This is a genomic window from Limnothrix sp. FACHB-881 (genome assembly GCF_014698135.1).
Classification (GTDB): domain Bacteria; phylum Cyanobacteriota; class Cyanobacteriia; order CACIAM-69d; family CACIAM-69d; genus CACIAM-69d.
Genome location: NZ_JACJSN010000011.1, coordinates 97,711 through 113,784 on the forward strand (window position 1 = coordinate 97,711; position 16,074 = coordinate 113,784).

At 49.9% G+C, this 16,074-nt stretch carries 13 protein-coding genes; 8 read left to right on the forward strand and 5 right to left on the reverse strand.

Features of this window, described 5'->3' with window-relative positions:
- Window positions 1-91: 91 nt before the first annotated feature.
- From H6G52_RS11840 to H6G52_RS18805, 5 genes are all read left to right on the forward strand, one after another.
- Complete coding sequence (locus H6G52_RS11840) at window positions 92-1,567, forward strand: ABC transporter substrate-binding protein (protein WP_242026350.1); 1,476 nt, start codon at window positions 92-94, stop codon at window positions 1,565-1,567.
- A 14-nt stretch (window positions 1,568-1,581) separates the two neighbouring features.
- A complete protein-coding gene (gene ntrB / locus H6G52_RS11845; protein ID WP_099532915.1) occupies window positions 1,582-2,412 on the forward strand; it encodes a nitrate ABC transporter permease in 831 nt (276 codons plus the stop codon).
- A 24-nt stretch (window positions 2,413-2,436) separates the two neighbouring features.
- Complete coding sequence (locus tag H6G52_RS11850) at window positions 2,437-3,297, forward strand: ABC transporter ATP-binding protein (protein ID WP_199312368.1); 861 nt, start codon at window positions 2,437-2,439, stop codon at window positions 3,295-3,297.
- 72 nt (window positions 3,298-3,369) lie between these two features.
- Window positions 3,370-3,819: a cyanase gene (gene cynS / locus H6G52_RS11855; protein WP_190355131.1), complete on the forward strand. Its 450-nt coding sequence runs from the start codon at window positions 3,370-3,372 to the stop codon at window positions 3,817-3,819.
- Between the two features lie 15 nt (window positions 3,820-3,834).
- The gene (locus tag H6G52_RS18805) at window positions 3,835-3,969 is read left to right on the forward strand and encodes a hypothetical protein (RefSeq protein WP_255508527.1); all 135 of its coding nucleotides are present in this window, start codon (window positions 3,835-3,837) and stop codon (window positions 3,967-3,969) included.
- 317 nt (window positions 3,970-4,286) lie between these two features.
- Here H6G52_RS18805 and H6G52_RS11860 read toward each other — a convergent pair whose 3' ends face one another.
- From H6G52_RS11860 to H6G52_RS11870, 3 genes are all read right to left on the reverse strand, one after another.
- The gene (locus H6G52_RS11860) at window positions 4,287-7,052 is read right to left on the reverse strand and encodes a P-loop ATPase, Sll1717 family (protein ID WP_190528489.1); all 2,766 of its coding nucleotides are present in this window, start codon (window positions 7,050-7,052) and stop codon (window positions 4,287-4,289) included.
- A 68-nt stretch (window positions 7,053-7,120) separates the two neighbouring features.
- Complete coding sequence (locus tag H6G52_RS11865) at window positions 7,121-7,528, reverse strand: hypothetical protein (RefSeq protein WP_190528491.1); 408 nt, start codon at window positions 7,526-7,528, stop codon at window positions 7,121-7,123.
- Window positions 7,529-7,620: 92 nt separating this feature from the next.
- Window positions 7,621-11,637: a magnesium chelatase subunit H gene (locus H6G52_RS11870; protein ID WP_190528493.1), complete on the reverse strand. Its 4,017-nt coding sequence runs from the start codon at window positions 11,635-11,637 to the stop codon at window positions 7,621-7,623.
- Between the two features lie 379 nt (window positions 11,638-12,016).
- Here H6G52_RS11870 and H6G52_RS11875 point away from each other — a divergent pair, with 379 nt between their 5' ends.
- Complete coding sequence (locus H6G52_RS11875; RefSeq protein WP_190528495.1) at window positions 12,017-12,154, forward strand: hypothetical protein; 138 nt, start codon at window positions 12,017-12,019, stop codon at window positions 12,152-12,154.
- A gap of 480 nt (window positions 12,155-12,634) precedes the next feature.
- Here the strand turns inward: H6G52_RS11875 and H6G52_RS11880 are convergent, their stop codons facing one another.
- The gene (locus H6G52_RS11880; protein ID WP_190355135.1) at window positions 12,635-12,913 is read right to left on the reverse strand and encodes a DUF5340 family protein; all 279 of its coding nucleotides are present in this window, start codon (window positions 12,911-12,913) and stop codon (window positions 12,635-12,637) included.
- Window positions 12,914-13,353: 440 nt separating this feature from the next.
- Here H6G52_RS11880 and H6G52_RS11885 point away from each other — a divergent pair, with 440 nt between their 5' ends.
- Window positions 13,354-13,992, forward strand: coding sequence for a TVP38/TMEM64 family protein (locus tag H6G52_RS11885; protein WP_370567699.1), 639 nt, complete (start codon window positions 13,354-13,356; stop codon window positions 13,990-13,992).
- 377 nt (window positions 13,993-14,369) lie between these two features.
- Window positions 14,370-15,566, forward strand: a complete 1,197-nt coding sequence (locus H6G52_RS11890) for a histidine kinase (RefSeq protein WP_190528498.1) — start codon at window positions 14,370-14,372, stop codon at window positions 15,564-15,566.
- A gap of 159 nt (window positions 15,567-15,725) precedes the next feature.
- Here H6G52_RS11890 and clpS read toward each other — a convergent pair whose 3' ends face one another.
- Window positions 15,726-16,013 (reverse strand): ATP-dependent Clp protease adapter ClpS, encoded by a 288-nt coding sequence (gene clpS, locus H6G52_RS11895; RefSeq protein ID WP_099533615.1) that lies wholly within the window; start codon window positions 16,011-16,013, stop codon window positions 15,726-15,728.
- Window positions 16,014-16,074: the final 61 nt, after the last annotated feature.

Genomic DNA, 16,074 nt, shown 5'->3' on the forward strand with positions numbered 1-16,074 from the left:
GGATATTCGCTCTCAGGCTCAAGTCGAACTCAGTCGTTGTCCCTGCGGAGGAACTCATTTTCCTCAGGATCACTGGCAAGCGGCCGAAGGAATGCCCCACGATCCGGCAGAACTCGTTAATGATCTCATTCGGATGGGTTTGTACAAGCCTGAAACCCTAGAGCTGGCCAGGACACTGACTGAAGTGGAGATGAAAGAAGCGCTGCTGCTACGACAGATGGGCGGCAACCCAGAGCGAGAACGCTTTTGTCAGGCGCTGATTAAGGAAGCAGGCGGGCTTGATCAGGTATTTGCAGCCGCATTCGGTGTTCACTCCACGGAATTTTTTAGCAACACCATTCACAACAGTGAATTTAGCCGACGAGAATTCCTAAAACGGGTGGTGGTGGCTGGAGCATTGATCGCCGCTGCTAGCTGCGGCCCACAACAGGGTCAAGCCCCCACAACAGATCAGTCCCCTGCGGCGGATGCTCCAACGAATTTGGAGAAAAAGGATTTAACGATCGGGTTCATTCCCATCACCTGTGCCACCCCGATCGTGATGTCGGAGCCGCTGGGTTTCTACAGCAAATATGGCTTGAATGTGCAAGTGAAAAAGATGCCCAACTGGGCTGCTGTTCGGGACTCCGCGATCGCGGGTGAACTCGATGCTTATCACATGCTTTCTCCCATGCCGATCGCGATCACCCTCGGCTTAGGTTCAGCAGCATTTCCTATCAAGCTGGCCAGCATTGAAAACATCAATGGTCAGGCAATTACCGTTGCTGCCAAGCATAAAGGCAAGGTGAAGGAAGCCAAAGACTTCAAGGGCTTCAAAATTGGCGTGCCCTTCCCATTTTCGATGCACAATATGCTGATTCGCTATTACCTAGCGGCTGGGGGACTGAATCCAGATAAAGATGTGCAAATTTCACCCGTGCCACCGCCGGACAGCGTTGCCAAAATGGCAGCAGGTGAAATTGATGCCATGTTGATGCCTGATCCCTTCAATCAACGGGCTGTTTTTGAACAGGTTGGGTTCATTCACATGTTGACGAAAGATCTGTGGGATGGACACCCCTGCTGTGCTTTTGCCGCTAGTCAATCGTGGATTGATGCAAATCCCAATACCTTCCGGGCCGTAAACAAGTCGATTATTGATGCGGCTGCCTATGCAAATACGCCAGCTAATCGTCCTGAAATTGCCAGGGCTTTGATTGAGCGTAAGTATCTCAATCAACCCTTGCCTGTGGTGGAAGCTGTGCTAACGGGCAAATTTGAAGATGGGCTGGGCAATACGCAGGATGTGCCCGATCGTATTGGCTTTGATCCCTATCCTTGGAAGAGTTTTTCCAAGTGGATTGCAGCACAATTAGTCCGCTGGGATCTGATGCCCAAAGACAAAGCAGATTACGACAAGATGGCCCAAGATATCTTCTTGACGGATTTGGCAGCGGAACTGCAAAAAGAACTGGGTCAAACGCCGCCCAGCACTGCCGAACGGTCTGAAAAACTGAAGTACGATACCTTCGATCCCAAAGACCCCGCCGCTTATGTTGATGAGCAAATCAAGCGGTTTAAAGTCTAGCGAGGTTTACCATCGTGACCAATGAAGTACTCCGCTCTGCTCCATCAAAAGTTAAGCCATTTCGGCTGAATACCGACCAACAAGCCTTCTTGTTGTTTGTGGGAATTCTGCTAGTGTTTTTGGGGCTGTGGGAGTTGGGCGCAAATTCCAAACTCTTCTTGCCCATCATGCCCTCGGCTAGCCAAACGATCGCCGACCTTTGGTTTTGGATCTCAAACCCGTTTTTTGATAATGGGCCCAATGATCAGGGCATTGGTCTTTTGTTGTTAACCAGTTTGCGCCGAGTTTTGAGTGGTTTTTTGATTGGCACGGCGATCGCCATTCCCCTGGGAATTTTGATTGGTCTATCGCCCGTGGTTTCCAAAGCCGTTGATCCCTTCATCCAAATTTTGCGTCCTGTTTCTCCGCTCGCCTGGCTGCCATTGGGTCTGGCACTCATGCGAGATTCGGAAAGAACAGCCCTGTTTGTCATCGCAATCACCAGCATTTGGCCCACCCTAATTAACACCAAGTTCGGGGTCAGCAATGTGGATCCAGCCTATCTGAACGTGGCCCACACCTTAGGCGCTTCCCGCTGGCGAATCATTACCAAGGTAATTTTGCCGGCCGCTGCCCCCAATATTGTGTCCGGGCTACGAATTAGCCTAGGAATTGCTTGGTTGGTAATTGTGGCGGCGGAGATTTTGCTGAGTGGTGGAATTGGCTATTTCGTTTGGAATGAGTGGAATAACTTGAAGATCACCAGCATCATTACTGCCATCTTGATTGTTGGGCTGGTAGGGCTGTTGATGGACTACCTATTTGGTGTGTTGCAACATCGAGTTTCCTTTGGCCAAAGGTCTTAATCCATGCAAGTTCCTGCATCTAAAATGGCGCTCCCCTCCCTTGAACCGCCTGTAGCGCATCTGACACTGCACGGTATTTCCAAAGTATTCCCGGGACGCACGGGCAAGATGGACAAATTGCTGCGGCGCACCTCAAAATCTTTTGTGGCGATCGCGGATATTGATCTGGAAGTGGAGCCTAACACCTTCGTTTCGATCATTGGGCCATCGGGTTGTGGCAAGTCCACGTTGCTGAACATTATTGCGGGATTATCTCAGCCCACCACGGGACAAGTCAGCATCAATGGTCAGCCGGTTTCTGCACCTGGGCCCGATCGCGGCGTTGTGTTTCAAAACTATGCCTTGATGCCCTGGATGACGGTTGCTGAAAACATCGATTTTGCGGTGAAAACAGTCTACCCAACCATGGGAATTGCCCAGCGAAAATCGATCGTCCAAGACTACATTGGTTTGGTGGGGCTACGGGGAGCTGAGGCTAAACACCCCCATGAACTTTCAGGGGGAATGAAGCAACGGGTGGGCATTGCTAGGGCGCTGGCAATCAATCCACAAATTTTGTTGATGGATGAACCCTTTGGCGCTTTGGATGCGCTCACACGCGGTTTTCTCCAAGACGAAATTGAGCGAATTTGGGAACAAGAACGCAAGACCGTGATCTTGATTACTCACAGCATTGAAGAAGCGCTGCTGTTGTCTGACAAGATTGTGATGATGACACGGGGCCCGGCTGCGGGCATTGCTCAGGTGCTGGATGTGCCATTTCCTCGGCCGCGCCGTCGGGAAGAACTGGATCAATATCCGGGCTACCACGAACTAAAAGCGGCAATGGAGCAGCATTTGTCCTACGAAACTCGGGCTGTGGAAGAGTCTCGGGTGCGGAAATAACCACCGTTGGCCGCAGACAGAATCAACCCCGTCAAAATCAGCAACGCAACCCAAACATTGAAAGGAAAAAATATGTCTACCACTGAAATTCCCGCAATCACCGCAACTCTGTTGGCAGCTAAAAAGGCAAAGGGGGTGACATTCACGGAGTTAGAACAGGCGATCGGTCGGGATGAAGTGTGGATTGCAGCGGTGATCTATCGCCAAGCTTCTGCCTCTGCTGATGAAGCTAGCAAGCTACTCAACGCTCTGGGACTCAGCGAAGATTTAGTGCCAGAACTGACAGAATCTTCGGTGAAAGGGCTGGGGCCCGTGGTTCCTACCGATCCGCTGATCTATCGGTTCTACGAAATCATGCAGGTCTATGGAATGCCGATGAAAGCTGTGATTCATGAGAAGTTTGGTGATGGGATCATGAGCGCGATCGACTTCACCTTGGACATTGAAAAAGAAGAAGATCCCAAGGGCGATCGCGTGAAAATCACCATGAATGGAAAATTCCTGCCCTACAAAAAATGGTAACCAGGAGCATCAACCATGAAACAGCGCCATGCTGCTGCTAGGTCAACAGCTAAAACTGACTGGCTGGCCTACATCACCAAAATCTTAGCCTTCATCGGACTTTGGCAAGTCATTTCTAACAGTGCCCAGTTGTTGACTCATTGGTTTTGATAGGTGCAAAATTTAGTGTGGAGGCGATGCGATGCATTACCTCCACACTAAGATCAATAATGAAATCGATATTCTTAAACAGGGCGATCGGCTTGTAGTTTCTTCAATGCTCTTCCTGATCCCTAGTTCCGTACTATCTCGGCCAGCCCGTAACCAGCTACATCAACAAAAATGTTTTATCGCATCCCTTTTTTGTTCATATTAAACCCATAAACGTAAAGGTCAGCAAAGCGATATCGCTCATCCTTTGAGCAGGAAAAAGCAAAGGTCATCAACCAGCTGGTGGTAGTCAGCAAGTAGTATTGAGAGATGAGCTTTTAAGGTACACCAGTGCGCTTCATGCCAAAGCCATAAGCATAGATATCAGCAAACCGATATTTATCATCTTTGGGTCGATATTCTATCAGACCCAGTTCAATCAAGAGTTTTTTAAAAGATTCATAGTCTGTCAAAGACGTTTGATCATCAGTGATGTCTTGAGAATTCAATAATTCCCATGTACTCTTAAGCTCATCATTAGTGAGTAGTGCAGAAAAGTTTTGCAGCTGATCAAAAAACTTCTCAAGCTCTGGATATTGAGCTTGAATTTCAGTCCTAATAGCATCACATCTTTCTTCTGATGCTTTTTTCAATCCAGCAACTAAAGAATCTGTTCGTAGTAGTTGTTGCTTAGGTGTTCTGTTAGCAGCTTCACCCTCGTACTCTAGTTCTTTTTTACTAGCAGCATCCAACAGAATAGGTAAGCTTCTCGGAAAAGCTGTACCGCTAGTATCCATCAAGCGTTCATACATCCAACGGTAAACTTGCTTCCCGCGACTTCCTTTTCGAATTCTATCGCCCCAAAAAGGTCTAAGTGCTTCAGATAATTGAGTTTCATTAACATTGTCAATCTCCTGTTCTGGAATAATCCGAACTTCATTGAGATATTCGTGAATTTCAGGTGATTGAGTAATGAAGCGATAGGCTAGGCGAAGAAAGTCAATATGCTTCCATTCAATGACAACATATCGACCATTAAGATGACTCTTGTTCTCAAAAACTAAACTCTTCCAGATATCTTCTCGTAAAAAGATTTTGAGCTGTAGTCTAATCATATTCCTGGCATCAAGCTCTTGCAAAAACTCAAAAAGTCCTTGCAGTGCAAGTTTTTGTAAGCTGCCTCTCGCAGAAAAGTCTTCATCTAGATCGTCATATAATATCCATAAGCTTTTACTTTCTTTGGAAAGATTTTCATGGATGATGCGAAAAACGTCAGGTATACGATTACACTGAGCTGGATTAGACAAAATCTGAATGAATGACTCAAGCTGCTTATTACCAAATTGGGGTTTCAAGAAAATATTGAGAGATTCTTTTAATGCTCTCAAGTCAGAATGGCGTGAGAGCTTTAGTAAAGATTTTTCTTGTCGTTTTTGACTTAACTGTTGATAAATTCTAATCAAGGTATACAAACGCCAAAAAGAAGACCATGAGCTGTTCAAACTCTGGATAGCTTGATTAATTTGGCTAAGGTAATCCTTTGAGGGGCGTTCGATACCATGGATTTGACCATAGCCAGAAACAATATAGATATCTTGTAGTCGGCTTAGTAGCTGACCATCTCTAAATTTTTCTGAAATTGTAGTCTGGCAATATTGATCAGTCAAAAATCGATATATGGCAGTTTTTCCTGTTCCTTTTTTACCGAGAATTAAACAAGTTGTTTCTTCTAGAAGACGATTAAACTGTGTTGTTCGTTGAAAGATTCTTTCAAGATTAGATTGATTTCGACCAGCATCAAATGATCGGGGGAAATTTAAAGATTTCAGGATAGACCATCGATTAGCCGAGACTTTTAGATCAGGTTTATCAAAGCCATTTCGGGTAATATAGTTTGCAATCTCTTGATAGTAAGTCGCTAGTGGAACAACAGGATAAGATTCTGCGCGGGCGATCGCAGGTAGATAAGGGATGACAATGCGCTGATCACTCAGATCTTGGGTCTCAATTGAAAATCGATCAGATTCGTTCAATCCATCACTTAAGTCCTTATATTTAAGAAAAATTCTATTTAATTGATCATGCAACTGATCAACCTTGAATAGGGTATCTTGATTGAGGTCGGGTACTGGAGAGAAAACAAAGTTAATTTCTTTTTGACTATACTTGGCTAGTAACTCGACTAGCGTAGATACCCCTTGCAAATTTTGCAAATTTGGAAATAGAAAAATGAAAATCTCATCACAATTTTGAATCAGTGAAAAAGCGCTCCATTGATTAATTCCTGTCCTGGAGTCAACCAAGATAATATCTGGGCGAACTTGTTTGATGATATCTTGCTTGAAAACATCCCATAGTGACCCAATGCCATCAACTCGTGATGTAGACTTGAGATCATCTACTTTAGCAAAGTAGCTAAAACCTAACCGCCCTGCAGAGACAACAATTAGTTGTCCAGATGTTTCATCAACATGAACTTCTGTAAAAATGTCACCAATGGAAATTTGAAAATTCGAATTCTCCAAAGCATAAGCTCGTTCGTAAAAGTAGTCTACTAGTCCTAACTGAGGAATGTCTCTGAGATTGAATGCAGTATTTAGCCCCGGGGCTTCAAGATCTAAATCAACAACGACAACCTTCTTTCCATTTTTTGCAAGTAACCAAGCAACATGAGTTAAGGCTGTGGTTCGTCCAACGCCACCTTTGAAGGAATAAAAAGCTACCACTTTGGGATGGTTAACAATAGGTAAATTTTCTGTACTCTCATGATTCTGTGACCAAGCAACTAGATCATGCCAAGTTCTTACTGAATTATTTTGAATCTCATCTGGATAATCAAGCTCTAAGACTTCAGCCTCTTGAATTGTGTAGAGAGATAAAGAGCCAGTTGGACAGTTTACAAGTTGCTGTACCTGCAATCGACGATCCTGATGGCTCAAACCTTCGAAACGATCACTAACTACAGTTATATTTGTCAGCCCTGAGACTGATCGATAAGCATAAATCCAACTCGCATTTTTAGTGAACAAGTTGTCGTTAGATTTCGTATTGATATAGTAGTTGATCAATTTTTTTTTGATTTCACTGATAGAAATTTCATCCATTTTAAGTTCTCCGATTCTTTAGAAATTCAAGTGATTTATACGAACATAAACTCAATTAGACACGGAGCCTAAGGAGTAATACCAAGAATACGATTGAGCCGTTTTTGAAGAGTACGGAAATCGACTTTCCATTGCATATAGTCTTGATCTGTTGGGCTAATTCCTAGGTATCGCAAGTGGATGAAAGGACGGTCAAGAGGAGCATTTATTTTCTGGATTAGCTCTATTGTCTCTTCATCAAATTTAGGACGTGCTAGATGTTGTTGCTCTGCTAAGTCATTTAACCCTATCGCAAGTGCTAATAGATCATGAGTTCTTCTAGGGGAGGTCTGAAAGGAAGACTGGTAATCTGCTTTCAAACGACATTCAATGACAATACCGCCCATGTGCATAGCCGCAATTCGACGATCGGCTTTGGCGAGAACAGCTTGGTCTTGAGCGCGTTCCACAAAGGCGCTTGCATAGTCTTCAATCATCAGCTTATCGCATACAACAAAGGGTAGACAGGTTGCTGTCTACCCTCGAAGTTTAGTCTAGCCTAGACTCACAATAGGGTCTACAGCCGCCCTTACTCGATGCCTTCGATGCGGTCTTCCACTTCTTGGTAGAGATCCCGCAGGCGATCGAGGTTTTCATCGCTCGTATCCCAGTAGCCGCGGCCGTTGGCTTCCAGCAGCGTGCCCAGCATCCGGCGGAAGGAGTGAGGATTCAGATCCATCAGCCGCTTGCACATTTCGGGGTCGGCGATGAAGGTGTCGTTTGTGTCCTCATAGACCCAGTTGTCCACTGCGTCCGCCGTGGCGCTCCAGCCCAGGGTGTTGTTCAGGCGCTTGGCCAGCTCGCGCACCCCTTCGTAGCCGTGGGACAGCATCCCTTCGTACCACTTGGGATTCAACATCTTGGTGCGGGCATCCAGGCGGACGGTTTCCGACAGGGTGCGCACCTGGGCGTTGGCGGTGCTGGTGTCGGCCATGTAAGCGGCGGGCTTTTTGCCGTCACCGCGCAGGCTGGCCACCACCTTGGTCGGGTCGGAGTCGTAGTAGTGCGACACGTCAGTCATGGAAATTTCCGACGAATCCAGGTTTTGGAAGGTCACGTCCACGGTTTTCAGGGCGCGTTCCAGCAACTCGCGGGACTGCTCCATTTCGCCGGGGTTGTCGGCGGAGAAGGCAAAGGACTTGCGCGACAGATACATGTCTTGCAGGTCTTTTTCCTGTTCCCAAGTGCCGTTTTCCACGGCTAGACCAACGTTGGTGGAGTAGGAGCCGGAGGAGTTGGTGAACACGCGGGTGGCGGCTTGGCGCAGGTTGATGCCGAGTTCTTCCGCTTGGGCCATGGCGTGCTTGCGGACAAAGTTCATTTCCAATGGCTCGTCGGCTTCGGCGGCCATCTTGACGGCGCGATCGAGTAGGGCCATTTGGTTCACGAACAGGTCACGGAACACGCCGGAGCAGGTGATCACCGTGTCGATCCGCGGGCGACCCAGTTCCTCAAGGGAGACCAGTTCCAGCTTGTTGACGCGACCCAGGGCATCGGGCACGGGTTTCACGCCCACCAGCCACAGGATCTGCGCCAGGGATTCGCCGTAGGTCTTGATGTTGTCGGTTCCCCAGAGGACGCAGGCGATCGTCTCGGGGTATGCGCCACCGTTTTCTTGGCGTTGCCGATCGAGCAGCCGATCGACCACCACCTTGGCCGACTGCACCGCCGCCGTGGTTGGAATCGACTGGGGATCGAGGGCGTGCATGTTCTTGCCCGTGGGCAGCACTTCCGGGTTGCGCACCGGGTCGCCGCCGGGGCCGGGCAGGATGTATTCCCCTTCGAGGGCCCGCAGCAGGGAGGCCATTTCGTTGTCGGCCACGATTTGCTGGAGGCAGAATTCCAGGTACTCGAACAGCGGCTTGAGGGAGTCGCGATCGACGTTGTTAAATCCAGCCTCGCTCAGGGCTTCAACCCAGGGCTGCTTTTGGGTTCCGAAGCCAAAGAAGTTGAACTTGGTCAGCTTCGAGAGGCGACCATCGGTGTCGATTTGGGCATCAACCATGGCCTTCACTGCTGTGCGGGTGGCCAGGGTGATTTGCTGCAACAGTTCCACATCAGCCAGCACGCCCTTATCGCTGTTGCGATAGATCTCTTCGATATCGCGATAGATACTGTTGGCGATGATCCGGGGCAGGGCGATGATCCCGTCTTCGGGGCGATCGAGGGCGGCAATGTTCACCAGGGTGGCCACCGCTTCCTCGGCCGTGGGGGGCTTACCGATCACGTGCAGGCCGCAGGGCAGCAGGCGCGACTCAATTTCCATCAGCTTGCGGTAGACGGAGCCGACCACCGTATCCCGTTGCTCGGAACTCAGATCCTTACCGGGCGTTTCCGGCAGTTCCACGTCCTTATCCAGGTTGACGGCGCGGGCTTGCTCGATAATCGCATCGACGATCGAGGGGCCGCGGCCCGTGTCCTTCAGGGTTTGGTAGGAGCCGATCAGATCGCTCAGTTCCTTCAGACCCTTATAGAGACCGGCATTTTCGGCGGGCGGAGTCAGGTAGGAAATGGTTTCCGCATAGCCCCGGCGCTTGGCGATCGTCGCTTCGCTGGGGTTGTTGGCCGCGTAGTAGTAGAGGTTGGGGATCGAGCCGATCAGGCTGTCGGGATAGCAGTCGTTGGACATGCCAATTTGCTTACCGGGCATGAATTCCAGCGAACCGTGAGTTCCGAAGTGCAGCACCGCATCCGCGCCCCAGACCTTTTCCAAGTAGGTGTAGTAGGCGGCGAATCCGTGGTGCGGGCTAGCCGATCGCGAGAACAGCAGCAACATCGGGTCGCCCTCGTAGCCGAAGGTGGGCTGCACGCCGATGAACACGTTGCCGAAATGCTTCCCAAATACCAGCAGGTTTTGACCGTCGCTGTTCAGGTTCCCCGGCGGTTTGCCCCAGTTTTCTTCCAGCTTCTTGGAATAGGGGGTGAGCTTTTCGTATTCCGCCACGCTCATGCGGTAGGCCACGTTCAGCTCGGGGCTGGCGTATTGGGCCTGGGCATCCTTGAGGACGGCTTCCATCAGCTCCTTGGGCGACTCGGGCACGTCTTGCACGTCGTAGCCTTCGCGCTTCAGGCCTTGCAGCACCTCGTGGATCGAGCCAAACACGTCCAAATAGGCCGCCGTACCCACGTTGCCCTTGTCCGGCGGGAAGCTGAAGACGGTGATCGCCACTTTCTTGTGCAGCTTCGGTTTGCGGCGCAGGTTGGCCCACTTGAGGGCACGCTCGGCGATCGCCTGGATCCGGTCTTGCAGGGCGATCGCCTTGCCGGTGTTGCCGTCGCGACCAGAGACAATAATCGGCTCGATCGCCCCATCCAACTCAGGAATCGCGATTTGCAGCGCCACTTGGATCGGGTGCAAGCCCAGCTCGCTTTCTTCCCACTCTTCGGTGGTTTGGAACACCAGAGGCAGCGCCACCATGTAGGGACGGTTGAGGCGCTTCAGGGATTCGATCGCCTTCGGGTGATCTTGCCGGGCCGGGCCACCCACCAGGGCAAACCCTGTTAGCGACACCACCGCATCAACGATCGTCGTCGGTTCACCGCCGTTCTTGCTGGGCAAATAGAAGTATTCATCCACCGGCTTCGAGAAGTCCAAGCCCCCCGCAAACACCGGGATCACCTTCGCGCCCTGGGCTTCAAACTCTTGCACCATGCCCACATAGTGCGCATCATCACCCGTTACCAAGTGAGTCCGCTGCAACACCAAGCCCACACAGGGCGCATCGGGATCGCGTACCGCATCGGGCACGACTGACGAGCTGCGATACCAAGCCAAATACTCGTTGGTATCCTCAAACATCTTGGGAGCTAGCGGGTGCCAAATTCCCATGTCGGGATAGGTGACCGGCTCGGCATAATCCAAATCAATCTTTTCGCGTGACTGATCGCGGCCCGATTTGTCCGTTTTAAAGACATATTTATCGGCCAGCATTAGCAGGAAGTTTTCCAGGTTCTCCGGCGAACCACCCAGCCAATACTGGAAACTGAGCATGAAGCTGCGGGCATCCTGCGCCTTTTCCACGGGCAGGAATTTCAGCACGTTGGGCAGCGTCCGCAGCAGCTTCAGCATCGCGTCTTCAAAGCCGCTGCCGTTTTGCTGTTTGCGCTTCTTCATGAATTCGCCGATCACGCTCTTGGACTGGCCCAATTGCGCCATCGAGAAGGTGCCCAGCTTGTTCAGCCGCATCACGGGGGGCATGGAGGGGAAAACCACGGCCGCATCGAGGCGATCACGATGGGGCTGCACGGCGGCCACCACTTTTTCGGCCAGGTCTTCAATAAAGATCAATGAAGCAATGAAGATGTTGGCTCTGGCCACATCATCACAAAAGGCTTCGTAATTTTCGGGGCTACGCAGCTCTTCAATCAGGTAGCCGCTGATTTCCACGGCCACATTCGGATTGTTGGCATTAATCGACTTGACTGCTGCCGTCAAGGCGCTCTGGTACTGCGCTTCCAGAACGACATAGACCACCTTGACTAAAGACCGCCCCCGAAGATCTTCGGGTTGGACGTGGCGCACGGCGGGCTTGACGTAGGTGAACATCCGGTACTCTCTCCTGCGGCTGGGTTGGATGAGGATGGAAACTCGAAAACGCTTGCTCTCTAGGCACTTTTACCAGATCGCCGATTGGCGCTGATCTGCAATTCTAGGATCTGACACAATTCGATAAAAATAATCCTGCTAATTATTTCAGTTTGTTGCAAATCGGAAACTGTAAGCGATCGCCTGATTCGGCAGATTTGTCTTGAGTCATTGATGGGCTGGATCTTTAATTGGGAGGGGTTTTTACAGGTTTCGGAATCGACAGAAACGAGAATCTTTTGCAATTAGGATTCAGATAAAAATATGGACAAAACCAAAATCATTCTGCCACTAACTGGCACAAGCTTCTCTGAAATGGGGTCGATTCGATCGGGCTGGCTTGGGTCAATCCTTAAGAATTAGCGATCGCCATGGGTCACAAAACGAGCTATCCCAAGCACTTTGGGCGATCGCCCGGGACTTTTGGCATCTTGCTTGGGAAGATTGGGAACTGAGCACGGCGCGAAAGACCAATTAAACTGGCAAAAATTGAGCAAAAGCCAGCGATTTTGGTGATCAATCGATCCTGTGATCTTGATTAATCCATGTTGATCTATTTTGGTTAATTTAAATTCGTTAAATTAGCCTGTTAGCCTTTGATCTTTAATTTTCTGATCAAATCAGCTTTGGGTTTGCCAATTTCTAATCAGCTAAAGCTGATGACTAAATTACTTTCTTGGTTAACTGCGATAGCTTTTTCAGAAAATATTCAAATGGAGAAAAAGAGTTGATAGTGAGTTTAATTTGGAATCATTCAAAGGTTATTGAAATTGCTTGAATCATTTGAATCTATTTCAATATGAAACCAAAACCACTAGTTTGGTGGTTATAGTCAAACTGCTAATCATGAAAAATTGATCAATACGAAATGAAAATTCGATCAAGCATTGATCGATGAAATTGATTGATGATGGTTGACCAATCGAGCGATCACTCCTGATTGATCATTGATTCTGGATTATTCTTCGCCTTTGGCAGCGTTGCTCAGAGGGCCAACGGCTGGCAGATTCAACGACCAGTGATATTCGATCGGGAGCTGTTTGTTTTGGCAACTGGCTTCCAACTGTTTTTGAACGGCAAGTGCCCGGCGGAGGGTGGCCACCAATTCTTGGAGCTGTCGGTGTTCCTCCGTGCCTCGTTTGAGAGTGCCACTGGTTTCTCGTTCCAGCAACTGAAGAAGTAGTTCGTAGTGAATGTGTGAAGGCAGCGGAATTGGAGTTTGGGACGGCCGATCCATAGGACATTCACGAAGTGATTCTGAAAAGATTCTAAAGTCAAATTCAAGGTTAGTGGGATTTGGTTACCGTTTTAGTTGCAGCTTTTGCTCCAGTGATTTTGTGGGAATCAATTCTGTGGCAATATTTTGTGGCAATAGATAATATTGAACCATTTTACTGCTATTGTCGGGGTCTTTATCGGGAAAATTTCGATTTAGGTCTTTTAACTGTCTAGGAAGAAGAGAACGAGGAAGGGAATATAGATTCAGGATTTATCGAGTAGCGATCGAGCAAAGATCAAGCTAAATTTCAAGTAAGATTTTCCAAAAATTTTTGATGACTTGATGGCTGTCAGAAGCAGATTTATAGATGCGGATTTTTATAGACGGAGAGTATTGGGGGGCTAAAACGAGGGATTTCTTGAAATTCACCGATTTGGGGCTGAGGGAGGCTGGTTAGCGTGCAGGCGTTCTTGGAGTGGGTTTTATCGGAAATTATGCATTTGGGGCCCTGGAGCGGTGTCGCTTTCATGGTTGTGTATGTGGTTGCCACGGTGGCGCTGGTTCCCGGATCGCTGTTGACCTTGGGGGCCGGGGTGCTGTTTGGGGTAGGTTGGGGGTCGGTGATTGTTTTCTGGGCGGCCACGCTGGGGTCGCTGGCGGCGTTCCTGGTGGGACGCTATGGCATTCGGGATTGGGTGGAACAGCGCTGGATTGCTGGAAATCGACAATTTCAGGCGATCGATCGCGCCATTGCAGAAGATGGCCTCAAGATTGTGTTGCTGATGCGCTTGTCGCCGCTGTTTCCCTTTAATGCCTTGAACTATATGTTGGGGCTAACGCAGGTTTCGATCCGAGACTACCTGTTGGCTTCGATCGGGATGTTGCCGGGAACGGTTGCCTATGTCTATATCGGGGCTTCTTTTCGGGACTTGGCCAGCCTGTTTGCGGGGTATGGAGAACGAGCCAAAAGCCCGATCGAGTGGTTGCTCTTTATTTTGGGTTTGATCGCCACCCTAGTTGTAACCGGGATCGTGACGAAGGCGGCCCGCTCGGCGCTCGATCGAATTGCCGCTTCCACCCCTCCCGATTTACCGTAATTGGCAGCTCCCGCTGAAAAAAGCGATAGGCTGGAGAAATCAACACCCATTCAAGCTCAACTTAGCCTGAACTCAACCGACTGGCGACTTTTAGCCTGCGGCCCCATTTCCAACCCCGCCCTTGATCCAGCAACGGCTGATCCAGCGACGGCATTTCTACGGTATTGGTATCGACAGAGGCAACCACTGCCAGCTCCATCACCCCCCACTGCCCTTGATGGGCGTTTGCATGTAGTTTGATTGCAACTGGCTTGCAGCTTGATTTTGATTGACGTTGATTGTAAAGAGTTTGCGCCTTTTTGGCTGGAATGCGGGTGGATGGTCACGGTGCAGGCCCGCCTCGATCCATAACTTATTGATCTTATGGTTCATCGCTTATGTCGGTTTCGCCCGATCCTTTCCCTGCCTCACGCGCGCCCTTGCAACTGCTTCTGTTTGTGGATCACCGCTCCAGTTCCTGGGAGCAAGCAAGCCTAATTCAGGGTCGATTACAGGCCCTAAAAGCCCGCTATCCCTTTGCTTTCGACATTGTGGACGTGGCCGAGCAGCCCTACGTGGCTGAACATTTCCGGCTGATTGCCACACCTGCGCTGGTGAAGGTGCATCCCCACCCCCGCCAAACCCTAACGGGGATGGACTTGGCCCAGCAACTGGATGCTTGGTGGGAGCGGTGGCAAGAGGCAATTCACGACAGCTTGGACTCGCCGGAGAACAACCAGCCGATGGACATGATGCCGACGGATGGTTCGCCCTCGTCGTTGGCAACGGCGGCGGAGGTGATTCGTCTGTCAGATGAAGTCTTTCGGTTAGGGCGGGAAAAGGCGGAGTTAAGGGAACTATTGCGGTTTAAGGATCGGGCGATCGAGATTGTGGCCCACGATTTGCGAAACCCTTTAGCGGCGGCTTCGATGGCGATCGAGACCCTGGAGGCCAGCTATCGACCCAACACCATTCAGGCGGCCCAGATGACCGACAGCCTGCGGGAGCGACTGTTGATGCAGGCGCGATCGCAAATTCGGGCGATCGATCGCTTGATTGCCAACCTGTTGGAAGTGTCCCAAGGGGAGGGGCAAGAGGCCGACATTCAACCCCAGTCCGTTGATCTCAAGGCCCTGTGTCACGCGGTGATCGACACCTTCAGCAGTCGAATTCACCTGAAGCACCAAACCCTAGAAACGGATATTCCCCAGGACTTGCCGGTGGTTTATGCCGACCCCGATCGGATTCGGCAAGTGATTTCCAACCTGCTGGACAATGCCGTGAAATACACGCCGGATGGGGGCACAATCCATGTGGCCGCCCTCCACCGTACCACCCAGAATGTGCAGGTCAGCATTTGCGACAGTGGCCCCGGCATTCCCGACAGCCAACGTAGCTCCATCTTTAAGGAGCGATTCCGACTGCAACGAGATCAACGCTCAGAAGGATATGGCATTGGGCTAGCTGCCTGCCAGCGGGCGATTCGGGCCCACTATGGACAAATTTGGGTTGATGAGCGGCCGGGCGGCGGGAGTTGTTTTCATTTCACCCTCCCGGTTTACCAAAAGCTGGGGTACAAGCCGTCTGCTTTATAGGGCAACCATTAACTGATCGAGAAGATGTCTGAGCAATAACTTGGGGTACTGGCAAAGCACCAGTGTATTGGCAAAGCACCAGGATTGGTGGGGGCAAGGGGCTTAAGCCCCTTGTCTTTGGTTCCTTAGAATCGCTCAAAACAACTGATGAATTGGTTCCTATTCGTCTGGCTCGATCGTGCTGGTTAGCCCTTTGTTTTTGAGGGTTTCGCAATAAAATTCTGCATGTTCCTGGGCACAGGTAATCACCAAAGCCAAGCCGTTAAAATGGGCTTCCATCATGATGTTAACGGCTTGGGGTTGGGTAAGGCTGCTAACGGTTTGTAACAGCGTTTCCACCACATATTCCATGGAATTAAAGTCATCGTTATGCAGCAGCACTTTGTAGCGAGGTGCTGGTTTACGGATGGTGGCGGCTGACTTCTTTTCTATGATTTCAACGGACATGGCGTAGTTCCTCGGTAAACGGCATAAGTAACCATTGGGGCGATCGAGCCGTTGGCCTAAT